Genomic DNA, 13466 nt, shown 5'->3' with positions numbered 1-13466 from the left:
GGGCTAGTCACTCAGCAAGTGTTGCAACAGCGTAATGTTTAACGCTCTTACATCGTCCCAATCCTCGTTCTGCGCTGGCTCTATCCCTTTAAAACTGATATTTCCCAGCAGCGTTTGGCCTTTTTCACTGTTATTGAGGGAGAGAAAGGCCGCTTTAATCGCATCGGCGACTTGAGGGTCAAGGTCAGGATGAAATGCGAACGCATGAGGCGTATAGCCGGGGGTTTTCCATAATACTCGCAACTGTTTGCTAACCTCGGGATCGGTATTATTAAACGTCCGTTCAATGCCACCACCAGCAATAAAGAAATCTCGCGCAACGTTTAAATAAACGGAGTCATGAGACGAGACATATTGCGGTGTAATGTTTATGCCTTGATTTTTCAGCGCCGCGCGAGGCACTACACTGGCTGCGAATGCCGCTGGTGAGGGAAACGCTAAGCGCTTGCCATCTAGCTCCTCAAGGGAGGTAATGGACGTGTCTTTCTTGACGACTAAAATACCGTGAATCCGCTTATCTTTTTGCTTCGCAAACGCTTGGTAGCCGGGTTTTTGATGGAAAACCGTGTAGTGATAAGGATTCATGTACGCGACATCATATTCACCGGTGAGTACACGTCCTTCGAATTCGGGAATGTCTTTGGCAGTACGAAAGACAAGGTTGTACCCTGATTGTTGAGAGACGTATTCTAAAATCGGGCCCCAGTTGTTGGCCAGTGTAATAGCAGATTGTTGTGGCACGATACCAAAGGTAATGTCTCTCGCTTGAACATTGCCAATAACGGCAATGCTTAGCAATAATGACAGTAAAATTTGTTTCATCTGATCATCCCTCACCCAGTAACTGACGAACTATTAGACAGTGTAGTTACCTGTATCTATCCTTGCCATGCAATCCTGTGTGATTAAGTTAATGAAATCAGGTTGTAACCTACGAACCGTTTTTTTCTTTCTGAACTCAGGCCACATTGCTCGCCCTCGATGACAACTTGATGTTTGCATACGAGGGCGAGAAAAGTGGCAGTCATCTTTCGAAATGATGAAATTTTCAGGTGGCTAACGAGACAAAGTGGGAGGTGAGGGTTTGATAGTCAGTACCCCAATGATGACGGCGCAAGAAAGCATAATGCAGGTGAAAGTTGGCAACGGCGGATAATTTAACGTGAGCGTTGCTAACAAGGAGGCGAACCCATAACCCAGTGTGTGCGCCATGGCGATATAACCACTGACTCTTCCCGGTTCATGGTCGAGCCGTTGCATCGCTTGGCTGGTATAGGCGGGAATCAGGAGTGCACAGGCGCCAGATATCACCACCATTGCCATCACTAACGCCGCAAAATGTGGCACTAATAGCAAGGCATAACCTATCACCATACTGATTGCGCCAAGGCTTAGCATACGCTCGGTGCTCAGACGCTGTCTTTTTACCACTAACACTTGTACGGCTAAGGTGGCGATACCGCTTAACGTCAGCAAATAGCCGATGGCTTGGCTAACTTTATCGGCGGACCATTCGGTGAGGTGATTGAGCATGGGGGTGAGATTGTATTGCAACAGAGCAATCGCTGCACATACGGCAAGACCGTAACCCATGTAGGGCCAAATGGCTTTTGGCGCGAGCCATAGATGGGCGGATGAATGAGGTTCGTCCTTCTTATCCGCGCAGTGAGGCATCATACTGATAGCGATTGCGCCTAATAGTGGCAGTAATAGCATCAGCGTCAGTGACGCGTAGGGGCTGATCAATAATACGGCCGAGGCAATCAACGGGCCAGCTAATCGGCCGAGGCTTAAGCCAATACTGATGGAGGTGATCGCTTGCATACGACGCGCCTCACCGGCGAGTAACACGGCCCAATGCTGATTGGCAGGCACCATCCCTGCAACCGTTAAGCCGTAGATCACCCGTGCCAGTACTGCGAGCGCTAACCAAGGCCATTGGATAGCGCTGCTTTGCGCGCCCACTGTTGCAGCGAGCAATAACGCAAAGCTAGTCGCCATGCCGATTAGCGCTTGCAGGACCACAAACTTGGGACCATATTGGTCGCTGATCCGTCCCCAAAATGGCGCGGCGGGGAGAAACAACACGCTCCCTACAGCAATAATCACTGCCCATGTCGACAGTGAAAAGCCACCTTGCGCCACCAGTAGGGGGAGCGAGACCAAGAGTCCGTTCTGACCGATGCCCATCAAAGCCGCAATCAAGGTCAAAGTGATCGGTTGCCACCTTGCGGTTTGTCTCGCCGCTTGTGTTTGTGCGTGGGCCATTACCAACCTGCTACTTTTTGCATTTTAGCTGTGGAAGAGGTGGACGCCGCCAGTGTCCAATCAAGTAGGCCGTGGTGATGGGCAATATCGTACAGTGGTGTACCGTTAATCGCATTGATAATGGTGGCGGCTCGCCATGCCGCAAGACTCAATTGCGGCTCAATAATGCCATGACAATGCGTGCCGACATTCATCATATACAACGATTGCACGTAGCCTTCACGCATCTTTACTCGGTAGTGCGCATTCACACTTGGCCGATCTTTGTCATCGAGATCGAGACAATCGCGCAGGGTATCGAGACACTGAGGCAGGGCACGAGAAAAGCCGGTACACAAGATAACCACGTCTGCATCGACTGTCGCTGAGTCACCGGTCAACGTTGCCGTTGTGGTTAACTGGTAACCGGATGGATGCGATTGCATACCCGTGAGTGTTTGTCCTGGAAGCAGTCGCCACCACAGCGGTGACCGGCGTACATATTTGTCATGATAGAGGCGCTGATATAGCCCTTGTAAGCAATTCTCGGTGATCCCATCACTGGCCAGCTTTTGTTGTGCCAGCTGAGTGTGTTTGACCTTGGGGTCGAGACCGTGAAACTGCTCTGCATAATCAGGCATAAAGTACTGATCAGTAAACGGGTTCTCATCCAACCCTTGTAGGTTAGGGCGGCGAGATATCCAATCAATATGCGCGACTTTGCCAAATTCACCATCAAAGAGGTGCTGGAAGACATCGGCACCAGTTTGGCCACCACCAACAATGGCAACTTTTTTACCCTTCAAGTCCGGTTGTCGAAGTGCCAGTTCGCTGGCATGAAAGACCTGATCACCCACAAACGGCGCAGCACAGTCAGGCATAAACGGGTGGGTACCAGTACCAAGGATCAAATGATCACAGGTCAATTGTCCGTGTGGCGTATTCACCGCGAAGCCTGAGCCGTGTGGCGTAATGTTAATGACGGGGGTGTCGAATTGGGTATTGGGAAGCTGGTGAGCCACCCAAGCCATATAATCTGAAAATTCTAAACGCGAGACCGTCTGTTCGCCCCGCGCCGTAAAAGGATAGAATTTTTTGGTTTTAACCAGATAATTAATAAAGGTATAAGGGCTGGTTGGATCAACCGCCGTTACCATGTCTTTCAGGTACGAGGTTTGCATTTTGGCATCATCCAGTAATAACCCAGGATGCCATGCAAAGCGTGGCTTTTGCTCAACAAACAAACTTGAAATCGTTTGAGTGTGGGGAGCCAGCAGTGCCGCCGCACTAAGATTAAAGGGGCCAAGCCCGACACCTAAAACAGAGTAATGCCTTGTCATCACTGCATCCTTATTGCGCATAATGTGCGAAAAAATCGTTACGCTCACATTGCAACAGTGCGGCGCGCTTATGCGGGAAATCGAATTCTTTTTGTTTTTTCATGCCTACGCCACGACTAATACGTACCACACGCCAATTTGCCGCGTTCGGCTCTCCCATCACATTTAAGGTGCGAGATTCGGTTAAAAAGCAGTAGTGGATGATCGATTGCGCCCAAGTACTAAAAAACTGACGTCCTAAAAAATGCGGATTGCCGACCAGCATATGGATACCACGATCGAAAGCATCGACATCGTAGTAAGGCCCAAGCCGGTCTTCGGCGACCCAATAAATTTCAAAGTAGCCGAAAGGCTGTCCATCAAACTCGCCAATCACGGGGATAAGGTGTGCGTCATGGTGCGCCTTTTGTAGATATTGGCGATGAAAGTCGAGCGAGCCCTCTAATTCCCAAATCGGGGCTATATCCGGATGGTTATGCCAGGCGTGAAAGCATGCGAGATCGCGTTCTATTTCCACCGGACGCAGCGTCAGGGTGCGTTTGAGATGATAAAAGTAGCGACGATAGAACACGCCTTGTGGTTTCTCAGGCCGCGTTGGGTGGGTCAAGCCGTTCTCTGCGGTTTGGTACGTCGCATTGGAGGGGGCCTGAGCTTGGTGCCAAATCGGGCAGTGCTGTTTAAACTGCGACAGTGTCAGCGGTGTGCCGGGGGCGACGACGGATTGCAGAGCGTGAGGGTAATCACTGGCATACAGCGCTTGGCATTGATGCTGATAAAAGGCGTGCTCAATGGCCGACCACCAGAGCGATTGATCATTGCAATAGCGCGTGGTTAGCGTCGCGGTGTCCTTGTCCGGCTGGTGCAGCACGAAGGTCGCTTTGGCTTGACCATGCTCCATCACGTCGATGAGGTGATAAGACGCGTCGAGCGAGTGGCTGCGAAGTCCCACGGTGCGATCAAGATTGACCGGTTTAAATACCCATGAGCCCAGTGAGTTATCACCATAAAATGGGTTATCGATATCCGTGTAAATTTGACTGGGATCGGCCAGTGTCGCTTCATTGTGATCGGCGAGGAAGGTGGTAAAGTTCCGTTTCCAGTGCAGGGTCGGCGAGTCGAGAAGATAGTCATACAGGCGGCTATCCACAGGGTGGCTCGCTCGCCACGTTGCGAAAGCTTGACGGCAGACCTGCCACAAACGCTGCTCGGTGACACCGGTGGCTTCGCTGATCGCCGAAAGTGTATTGATTAGTGTATTACCGATCAGATAGTAACTCAGATATGGGTCAACCTTGTCGGCTGTGACGTAACAGCTGGGTAACCCTTCACTGAATGCATCGGGGAACAGCGTCGGGGCAGGGTCGGTGACCCAAATACCTTGGCAGTCTCTGTACATCATGGCATTAGGCAAACCGTGCGCGGTACGCAGCAAGATATTTTGCTGGTGGGCCAGTAACAAAATGCCATAATCGCTGCGTGCCAAACACAAGGGATACAGAATATGGTCTAAGAAGGCGACTAACCAATGGTGTGCAGCGTCATGTTGTGACAATTGATGATGCTGTGCGGCTTGCGCGATCAGTGCGCCAATTTGACTGCCTTGCTCATGCGGCTGGTTGATACTGGCGAGCAGGTGGACATCTTGATCGGCTTGGTGGGCGAAAATATTGTCGCGCAAGCTCACCAAAGGCAGTGATAAAGGCTCACCTTGCGCGGACAAAATGGTGCACCAGACCGGCTCCTCGATAAAGGTCGTCGTGGGGGTTCGCTGCTGCAGCGTTTTCCCGGGGGCTGCGTTGAGCATTTTACTTAGTAAGGTACCACGCTTGGCTTCAGTGGCGGTTAATAGTCGTACCGAGTTAGTGAGCTTGACAGGCAGAGAGACTTTTAACATCCACTGATGGTCGGGATGATAGATGGCGCGTGATGATGAGGTGGCCAGCCAGCCGCTACTGGTCAAGGCTAAATCAATCACGCTGTTTTTGAGTGCACGTGCGTCATCACTGTCACGCCACGCTTGCGCTTGTAGCGGATGCATGGGCAAGGGAAGCCAGCCTTGCGGCAAATTGGCCGCATGGGTTAAGCCCACGCTATCGACAAACAAGGATTGCAAGGTGTCGAGTACATCATGGTTAACCCCTTCACCTGTCCATTGCCCCGGCGCAACCGCAAACCATTCAATCGTAAATGACTGGGAAAACTCGGGTAGATACGCTTCTTGCTGTTCAGGCGTCAGTGGTTCATTGCTCTTGGGGGCAGGGTGCATGCTATGTCCGCCGGTCAGAGACTGCTCCGATTCGATAAAACGCTGAGGCCAGCGGTCGGCGAACCTGTGTTGCCAATGTGCCTCTGCCCGTTGCACATAGGTGTCAGACTGGCTAACACGTGATGCAAAGCGGTCGAGACGCTCGCCACTGACCTCAGGCACTGATTGCGCGATACGGCAAACCGCATCGGCAAAGGTTGTAGGGACAGTTTCACCGTCGCTACCGCGCCACAGTATCTCACCTTGATAACGATGACGGCCGGTTGCTGAGGTGTAGGTGAGCGGTAACAATAATTCTCCCTGTTCACACGGGAAACAGGCGTGGTCAGGCTGACCTTTTATCACCCGCGTGTGTGGGTGCTCGACAAACAACGCATTGAAAAACGCATTCAAACTCAGGGGATGTGTCATGACAACTCCTTACAGACACGGGCTTATTGGGCAATGTTGTGGTGCAACTATGGTTGAAACACATTGGGAGAAAAGGCGCCCAGCGAGGACTGGGCGCGAAAAGGAACATAATTAGAACGTGGCGCTGTAGCTCAAGCTAAAGGTACGGCCAACGCCGGCGTAGTCAAACAGTGCTGCGGCAGTTTGTTTCGATGGTTCAGGCTGTTCACTGTAGGCGTTTTGTGCTTTACGACTCCAAATGGTTTGATATTGCTTATCAAGTAGGTTTTGGATACCAAAATTAATCTGGCCTACTGGTAAGGTATAGTAACCATTAAGGCCGACTAACTCGTAGCCTTCTAGTTTATATCCTGCCTCGTCCGACAAATCACCAACGTGTTGGAGGTTGAGCTCGGTGCCCCAATCGAAGTTATCGTAACCCACTGCCGCCATCGCGGTGGAAGGGCTCGCATTGTAGATACTCAGCTCATCCCAGCTACCATTGTGCTTGGTTTCGCTTTGCACTAAGTGACCCTGTGCACGGCTGTACCAAGTGTCTGTGAGATAGTATTTGATTTGCCCCTCCAAACCATAAATACGCTTTTTGTTGCTATTTAATTCTAAATCAGCGCCTTTGTACTTATAAGTTTTATCGGAGAGGGAGTAATACGCGGCAAGCTGCGCATTGTAGCCTTGTTGTTGGGTGCGCCATCCAAGCTCAAAGGAGTTCGTTTTAGCACCGTCAAGAGGCGTATTATTAACGTTTACGCTATTCGATATTTTACCAGTATATTCTGTTTTCTTTGGATCATTAGATGCATTTTCATAAATCCCTTTCCCATAAAATTTACCAGGATCGGGCATATTAAAGCCTTGACTAAAGTTAGCCCAAACCTGTTGATTGGCTGTTAGGTCATACTTGAGACCTGCATTCGCAAGCAAAATATCCTTGTCTGTGGTGCCGCCTGGGATGGCATCGAATTTTTCAAAGGAGTTACTGAGGTTAGAGTCAGTTAACTCTGCGATTTGCTGGTTAAAACCAACAAAATCGTCTCCTTCGTAGCGAGTATACTGATAACGTAAGCCAGCGAATGCGTTAAGCTTGTCGCTCAGAGACCAGTCTATTTGAGTAAATATACCCGCATTCTGTGTGGTAAAGTCGGGATAACGACCGACATCCCCGATGTGTTTGAATTTGAGTCCATTGCTCGCGTAGCTAGTGGCAGCTTCATAAACGCGTTGGAGCGCATCAAACTCCTCATGATTATAATCGACTCCATAGTTGAGTGTGAATGCCCCCATTTCTTTCTCTAATAGCAGCTTTGCTCCGAGAACACTATTGCTCTGCTCTGAACCACTCAGATTAGCTCCTCTCGGGTAGGGGAAGTATCCAAATGTTTCTTTACGATAATAAGCTTGGGCCAGTAAGGAATGGTTAAAGACATTAGCATTACTGTATTGAGCGTTGAGCATCATTCGCTCTGTAAAGGGTTGCTCATCTAGCTGGAGTCCATCTGAGCGTTTAATTAGTGAGCCATCTTTAAGCCCCGTAAACATATGCCCATAATCAATCCCATAATCCGTATCTTGTTGACTGTCATAGTATTGAGCAGTTAGGGAAAGGTGCTGTTCGTCATCAGGGGTATAATCCAAGCTACCCATCACATCAATGCTGTCATTGAATTGGGTATCGGTTTGGGTCACATCGGGCAGGATAGGATCGCCATTGCCGTCGTAGGCCGCGCCTTTGCCTTCATACGCTACGGATAAGCGCCCTTGCAAGGTATCACTGCCACCGGAGACCGCGACCGCGGCTTTTTTGGTCAGGTCGTCGCTGTTGTTAAACCCAGTGGTGACGCCGGTGTGAACCTCAAGTTGCGCATCACCCGCTTCACCGCGTTTGGTGATGATATTGATAATACCACCGGTAGCCCCCGCGCCATAAATGGAGGTTGCGCCTGACAGTACCTCAACACGTGCGACATTAAAGGGGTCGATACTATCCAGTTGGCGGCTGATGGTGCGAGCAGCATTCAATGCCACGCCATCAATCATAATTTGTGCGCTGCGGCCACGTAGATTCTGTGAGGCGTTGGTGCGCGCGTTGGTGCTGCCAAAGTCAAAGCTTGGGATCAGCTTCCCGAACGCCCCTTTTAAAGACTCACCGCCTTGAATTTCACGGGTTAATTCTTCATTGGTGATCACCCAGTTGGTGCTGGCTGAATCGGCGATCGTGGTTTGAATTTTACTGCCGGTGACAATGATGGTTTCGGTATTGGCCGCAGAAGGGGCGGCATGGGCGAGATGGGCGCTGATCACTAACGCCAGCGGCGAGAGCGAAAAGCCGACTGCTTTTTTGGTGTTCATAATTATCCTTATTCGTCACAACGCTGCAGGGCATGATGAGGCTGCGTCCCTGCAGTACTTCTTCGTCACTACCTTAATTCCAAAATCAAATGATAATGGATATCATTATGATTATTGATATTTACTCCTAATGTCAATACATTGATAACCGAATTGCCACATTTCACCTAAATTGGTGAAAAATAACGCATAAAGGACGTAAAAAATGCAGGGGAATTATTGGCAAGCGGCCAATCAGAAACTGCTCGCAAAAGCGATCAGTGAGCTTCATTTTGAAAATGCGATTACCGTTGACCACCTTGAAGAACATCGGTTTAGGTTGGCGTTGCCCGATGCAGAGTGGTGGTTTACGGGTACGATGAATGTTTGGGGAATGGTGATAGTAGACAGTGGCAGCGTGTCACGGGGCGACAATCACCATCCGGAGTTGATGACATTGGTGATGGACTTACAGCCTGTTATCGATATGGCGCCTTTGCATCTGGGCGGTTTTATCGAGGAGTATCAAGAAACACTCATGGCGGAACAACAGCATCTCGCGATGCTTAGCAGTCTGCCAGCCGATAAACTCGTGTCGTTATCAGAAACCGATCGCCAGCCTTACTTGGATGCTCATCCCAAGGCACTTGCCAATAAAGGGCGATTAGGGTGGGGCCAGCAAGATAGTCATCAGTATGCGCCTGAGTATGGCAACACATTTGCGTTGCACTATCTCGCCGTGCATCGAACGTGTGCTCGCTATGGTTTTAGTGATGGACTAGATCAGGCCTCTTTACTCACTGAGACCCTATCACCGGCCGCTTATGATGCACTCATGACGCGCTTAGCGGTCGATGAACGGGATGATTACCTGATAATGGCGGTGCATCCGTGGCAGATGCAGCGTTATATCTACAGCCAATATGCGTCTTTATTCGCTTCAGGTGACATCATTGACCTGGGTGCGAGTACAGAACAGTGGCGTCCACAGCAGTCGATTCGTACCTTGAGTCCGGCGGATGAACAAGGCAAGTATGACGTAAAAACAGCGTTAACCATTCTCAATACCTCCTGCTATCGCGGCGTACCGGGGAGTTTTATTGCGCATGGCCCAGTGCTGTCAAAATGGCTGTCAACCTGTGTACGTCAGGATGCGTTATTATCGCGTCTTGGTATGCATGTGCAGCAGGAAGTCGCCGGCGTGTACTGTCCGCAACCTTATCAAGCGCAAGTTGACAGCTGTTACAAATATCACGAAATGTTGGGATGCGTTTGGCGTGAACGTGCCGAAAGCCTGTTGCCGTCTCACCAGCGACCCATGAGTATGGCGACCTTAATGCAAGCGGGTGGTGATGGGGTCAGCTGTGTCGAAGCGCTGATTACGCGCACCAAGTTAACGCCTAGCGAATGGTTGCAGCGTTTGTTTGATCACGTTGTGGTACCCCTTTATCACTTATTGTGCCAATACGGAGTTGGGTTAGTTGCGCACGGACAAAACATTACCGTGGTACTTGAAGGCGATATCCCTGTGGGCTGCATGATCAAAGATTTTCATGGTGACTTACGCTTTGTCGATCAACCGTTTCCAGAGTTGGATGGCTTGGATAAAGCCGTGCGAGCGGCGATCAAACACTTACCGCCACACTATCTGGTGCATGACTTATACACAGGACACTTTGTCACCACACTGCGGTTTATTTCGCCGTGGTTTGTATCTCTTGGAATAAGCGAGGCTGCATTCTATCGTCAATTAGGTGATACCCTTCGTCGCTATCAACAAGCACACCCTGAGCTTGGTGAGCGATTTAGGTTGTTTGATGTGTTGAGTCAGACTAAAGAGAAGGTGTGTATCAACCGGGTTAGATTTAATATTGGCTACGACGATAGTAACGAGCGACCGTTACCGATGTTTGGTGAGCCTATTACTAACCCTCTCGCGCAATAAAGAAACCCGCCAGTTGGCGGGCTTCTTCGGGTCAATCAAGCCAAGCGATTACTTACCGCCCTTGCTTTGTTTAGTTAGCTCTTTGATAGTGCGGCTGATTTCACGGCGCTGCTTAGAAATTTCCGCATTTTTGATGATGTGATCATCAACGCGATCTTCGTAATCGCCTTTCATGTTTTTGATGATCTCCACGATCTCTTCATAGGACATCTCTGGCTGGATGTAGTCGAGCAAGTTTTCTAACAGCACCACCCGCTTTTGGTTGTCACGGATTTTCTTGTCGTTGTCCTGGATTTCGCGCTTCAGTTTGTTCTTTTGTCGTGAGTGCTTAACAATCTCGTATACGCTGGTCATAGTAGTCGCCTTCTATTTTTTGAAGTATGAAAAAATTAAACCACAAGCGCTGCGGCAAACCCAGTCTTTTTGCGCTTGAAGTGGGGAGTTTTTAAACACTTGAATGAAACAGGCGGGTGAAGAAAAGACATTGTGAGGCCAGTTTATCAACAACCTCATTAGCTGGCTAAACCGTCACCCTACCTTCTTCGCTGATTGATGGTGGCAACGATAACAGGTGAGCATTGACAGTGTCATGACACATATCAAGGCTCACCGATAGCGTGGTAATCACGCTCAGTAGTCGGTTGGGCTGCCCTCGAGCTTGACCGATGAACCGGATGTTTTCATCATCGCGCCGCGCAACATGGCTTGCACTAGCTCAGTGGCATCGAATTTCGTCAGTGCTTCGTGCGCCCCGACTTGTTTGGCACGGTCGACACTAATATCACTTGATAGCGAGGTGTGTAATATCAAGTAAGCTTCCGCCAGTTTATCGTCGCTGCGGATTTCAAAGGCTAGCTCATAGCCATCAATCCCAGGCATTTCGATATCGCTAACAATAATATCAAACGGCTTGCCGGCTGAGGCGGCATTTTTCATCATTTGCAGCGCTTCTAGGCCGTTATTGGTGACAAAGTAGGGGATGTTTATACTATCAAGCGCCTCTGATAATTGCCGTCTCGCCGTCAATGAGTCATCGACCAAGAGGATATTCATGGGTTTGAGTTTCTCACGATCGACGTCGGCTAAGATGGGGTGCAGCTTGTCAGGATCAGAGGGGAAAATGTGCTCCATAATGTATTCAACATCAAGCAGTTGCACCAACTTGTCGTCGATGTTCATCACGCCGGTAAGAAACGCGCGTGTTCCTAAGGTTTCCGGTGGCTCTGAAATAGAACGCCAATCGCACTCGCTGATCTTGTCGATTCCACGGACCAAAAAGCCCATCACCCGGCGCTGACAATCGGTCACGATAATGTAGCAAGACTCCCATTCTGACTTAGCCACGGGTTTGTAGCCAATCGCTTTTGCCATATCAATGACAGGGGTCGCGATGCCACGGAAGCTAGTGGTTCCGATCACCGTTGGGTGAGATCCCGGCAAATCCGTGAGCGGCTGAAAAGGAATGATTTCTCGTACCTTCAACGTGCCAATCGCGAAAGATTGGGTGGCGGTGAGGCGGAACATCAACATGCCTTGTGCTTGATTCGCTTTGCTCTTCATAGCATCACTCTGCGTGTTATCGTCAGTCTTCTGTTTAGGGTAACAGTGTTGTCTTTAAACACCTATTCTTACCCCAAGGATAGGGCTAACGGGTGAAAAGATAAAACTTTTGCCTGCTATTGTCTCACATTTGAAACTTATTGATAGTCTCATTTAAACGTGGTGTATACCACGCTTTTAGGCCACGGTTTTTGTTAAGATAGCGAAAGATATAGGCTAAGTGAGCCAGTCATTTAGACGTCACCTTCTGCAAAGAGGTTGCCTGTGGCTGTATCTTACCTAAAATAAGAAAGAACACGCTTTTTGTCTCGGTACTTGAAAGTCTCAGTGCAATGCGACACAAAAGCCCCAACATTGAGGCACGTTAGCAAGGATTTACGTGTCCGGATAAATGCGAATGAGCAGTAATACGACGGTTGAGTAGACTATGACCAATATTTTAGATTCGGTAGATTCGCGGACACGATTGGTGGGTGAAAACCGCCTCGAGCTTTTAATGTTTTACCTTGGCTCTACCCAACCTTTTGCCATCAACGTGTTTAAAGTACGTGAAGTCATTAAAGTGCCAAAGCTCAACCAAATGCCTGGCTCCCATCCGAACATCCGTGGCGTTGCCATGATTCGCGGCAAATCTATTCCGGTGATTGACCTACGTCAGTCTATCGGCATGGGCTCGATAGGCATGTCGGATGAATGTAACGTGATCGTGACTGAATATAACCGCACTATCCAAGCTTTCCTCGTTGGGCAGGTGATCAATATCAAAAACATGGGCTGGGATGAGATCATGGAGCCGCCCTCCAGCTCTGGGCGCAATAATTACTTAACGGCCATTACTCGCCAAGACTTTGATGGTCAAACGCGTTTAGTGGAAATTGTGGATGTGGAAAAAGTGCTGGCTGAGATCGTTGCGTATGAAGTTGGCGTTTCTGAAGATGTCCTCGACCCGCAACTGACCCCTTATATGACGGGGCAGCGAGTACTGGTTGTCGATGACTCATCCACGGCGCGCGCGCAGGTTAGTGAAACCTTGTCGCAGTTTGGCGTTGAGTGCATCATCAAGAAAAATGGTGCTGAAGCACTGAACTTGCTCAAGAGTTGGTGCGATGAAGGCAAAAACGTGAGTGACGAAATTTTGCTTATGATCACTGATGCGGAAATGCCGGAAATGGACGGTTATAAACTGACGCATGAAGTGCGCTCTGATAGTCGGATGAGTGATTTGTACATTGCACTGAACACCTCACTAAGCGGTAGCTTCAATGAGGCAATGGTTGAAAAAGTGGGCTGTAATCAGTTTATCTCTAAATTCCAGCCCGACCTTTTGGTCAATGTGGTGCAGGAGCGTTTGCGCCAAGTCGTGGCGAGTTAA

9 protein-coding genes are annotated in these 13466 nt (G+C 49.5%); 2 read left to right on the top strand and 7 right to left on the bottom strand.

Going from position 1 to position 13466, the window contains the following annotated elements; all coding sequences use genetic code 11:
- Positions 1-3 precede the first annotated feature (3 nt).
- The 5 genes from EHW56_RS04725 to EHW56_RS04705 all read right to left on the bottom strand — a co-directional run bounded on the left by EHW56_RS04725 (position 4) and on the right by EHW56_RS04705 (position 8610).
- A complete protein-coding gene (locus tag EHW56_RS04725; RefSeq protein WP_152794324.1) occupies positions 4-822 on the bottom strand; it encodes a phosphate/phosphite/phosphonate ABC transporter substrate-binding protein in 819 nt (272 codons plus the stop codon).
- Between the two features lie 234 nt (positions 823-1056).
- Positions 1057-2268, bottom strand: a complete 1212-nt coding sequence (locus EHW56_RS04720) for an MFS transporter (RefSeq protein WP_152794321.1) — start codon at positions 2266-2268, stop codon at positions 1057-1059.
- A complete protein-coding gene (locus EHW56_RS04715; protein WP_227486428.1) occupies positions 2268-3587 on the bottom strand; it encodes a lysine N(6)-hydroxylase/L-ornithine N(5)-oxygenase family protein in 1320 nt (439 codons plus the stop codon). Before EHW56_RS04715 ends, EHW56_RS04720 begins: the two co-directional genes overlap by 1 nt.
- Positions 3588-3597: 10 nt before the next feature.
- Positions 3598-6264 (bottom strand): GNAT family N-acetyltransferase, encoded by a 2667-nt coding sequence (locus tag EHW56_RS04710; protein ID WP_152798769.1) that lies wholly within the window; start codon positions 6262-6264, stop codon positions 3598-3600.
- Positions 6265-6375: 111 nt separating this feature from the next.
- Positions 6376-8610, bottom strand: coding sequence for a TonB-dependent receptor (locus EHW56_RS04705; protein WP_152798767.1), 2235 nt, complete (start codon positions 8608-8610; stop codon positions 6376-6378).
- Positions 8611-8815: 205 nt separating this feature from the next.
- Here EHW56_RS04705 and EHW56_RS04700 point away from each other — a divergent pair, with 205 nt between their 5' ends.
- Positions 8816-10534 carry an IucA/IucC family siderophore biosynthesis protein gene (locus EHW56_RS04700; protein WP_152798765.1) on the top strand — a complete coding sequence of 573 codons (1719 nt, stop codon included), beginning with the start codon at positions 8816-8818 and terminating at the stop codon, positions 10532-10534.
- A gap of 48 nt (positions 10535-10582) precedes the next feature.
- Here the strand turns inward: EHW56_RS04700 and EHW56_RS04695 are convergent, their stop codons facing one another.
- Together EHW56_RS04695 and EHW56_RS04690 are read right to left on the bottom strand one after the other, a co-directional pair.
- Positions 10583-10888, bottom strand: coding sequence for a DUF496 family protein (locus EHW56_RS04695; protein WP_046075653.1), 306 nt, complete (start codon positions 10886-10888; stop codon positions 10583-10585).
- 276 nt (positions 10889-11164) lie between these two features.
- Positions 11165-12094: a chemotaxis protein CheV gene (locus EHW56_RS04690; protein ID WP_046075654.1), complete on the bottom strand. Its 930-nt coding sequence runs from the start codon at positions 12092-12094 to the stop codon at positions 11165-11167.
- 427 nt (positions 12095-12521) lie between these two features.
- On the opposite strand from EHW56_RS04690, the gene EHW56_RS04685 reads away from it, so the two are divergent.
- Positions 12522-13466, top strand: a complete 945-nt coding sequence (locus tag EHW56_RS04685) for a chemotaxis protein CheV (RefSeq protein WP_046075655.1) — start codon at positions 12522-12524, stop codon at positions 13464-13466.

It is taken from the genome of Salinivibrio sp. VGrn1, from assembly GCF_009377995.1.
Lineage (GTDB): Bacteria > Pseudomonadota > Gammaproteobacteria > Enterobacterales > Vibrionaceae > Salinivibrio > Salinivibrio siamensis.
This window is presented reverse-complemented; position numbering and strand designations above follow the sequence as displayed.

What these genes read in the sequence shown, in the direction of transcription:
- EHW56_RS04685 (WP_046075655.1), top strand. Translation starts at nt 12,522, where the DNA reads ATGACCAATATTTTAGATTCGGTAGATTCGCGGACACGATTGGTGGGT.
- EHW56_RS04690 (WP_046075654.1), bottom strand. Translation starts at nt 12,094, where the DNA reads ATGAAGAGCAAAGCGAATCAAGCACAAGGCATGTTGATGTTCCGCCTC.
- EHW56_RS04695 (WP_046075653.1), bottom strand. Translation starts at nt 10,888, where the DNA reads ATGACCAGCGTATACGAGATTGTTAAGCACTCACGACAAAAGAACAAA.
- EHW56_RS04700 (WP_152798765.1), top strand. Translation starts at nt 8,816, where the DNA reads ATGCAGGGGAATTATTGGCAAGCGGCCAATCAGAAACTGCTCGCAAAA.
- EHW56_RS04715 (WP_227486428.1), bottom strand. Translation starts at nt 3,587, where the DNA reads ATGACAAGGCATTACTCTGTTTTAGGTGTCGGGCTTGGCCCCTTTAAT.
- EHW56_RS04710 (WP_152798769.1), bottom strand. Translation starts at nt 6,264, where the DNA reads ATGACACATCCCCTGAGTTTGAATGCGTTTTTCAATGCGTTGTTTGTC.
- EHW56_RS04720 (WP_152794321.1), bottom strand. Translation starts at nt 2,268, where the DNA reads ATGGCCCACGCACAAACACAAGCGGCGAGACAAACCGCAAGGTGGCAA.
- EHW56_RS04705 (WP_152798767.1), bottom strand. Translation starts at nt 8,610, where the DNA reads ATGAACACCAAAAAAGCAGTCGGCTTTTCGCTCTCGCCGCTGGCGTTA.
- EHW56_RS04725 (WP_152794324.1), bottom strand. Translation starts at nt 822, where the DNA reads ATGAAACAAATTTTACTGTCATTATTGCTAAGCATTGCCGTTATTGGC.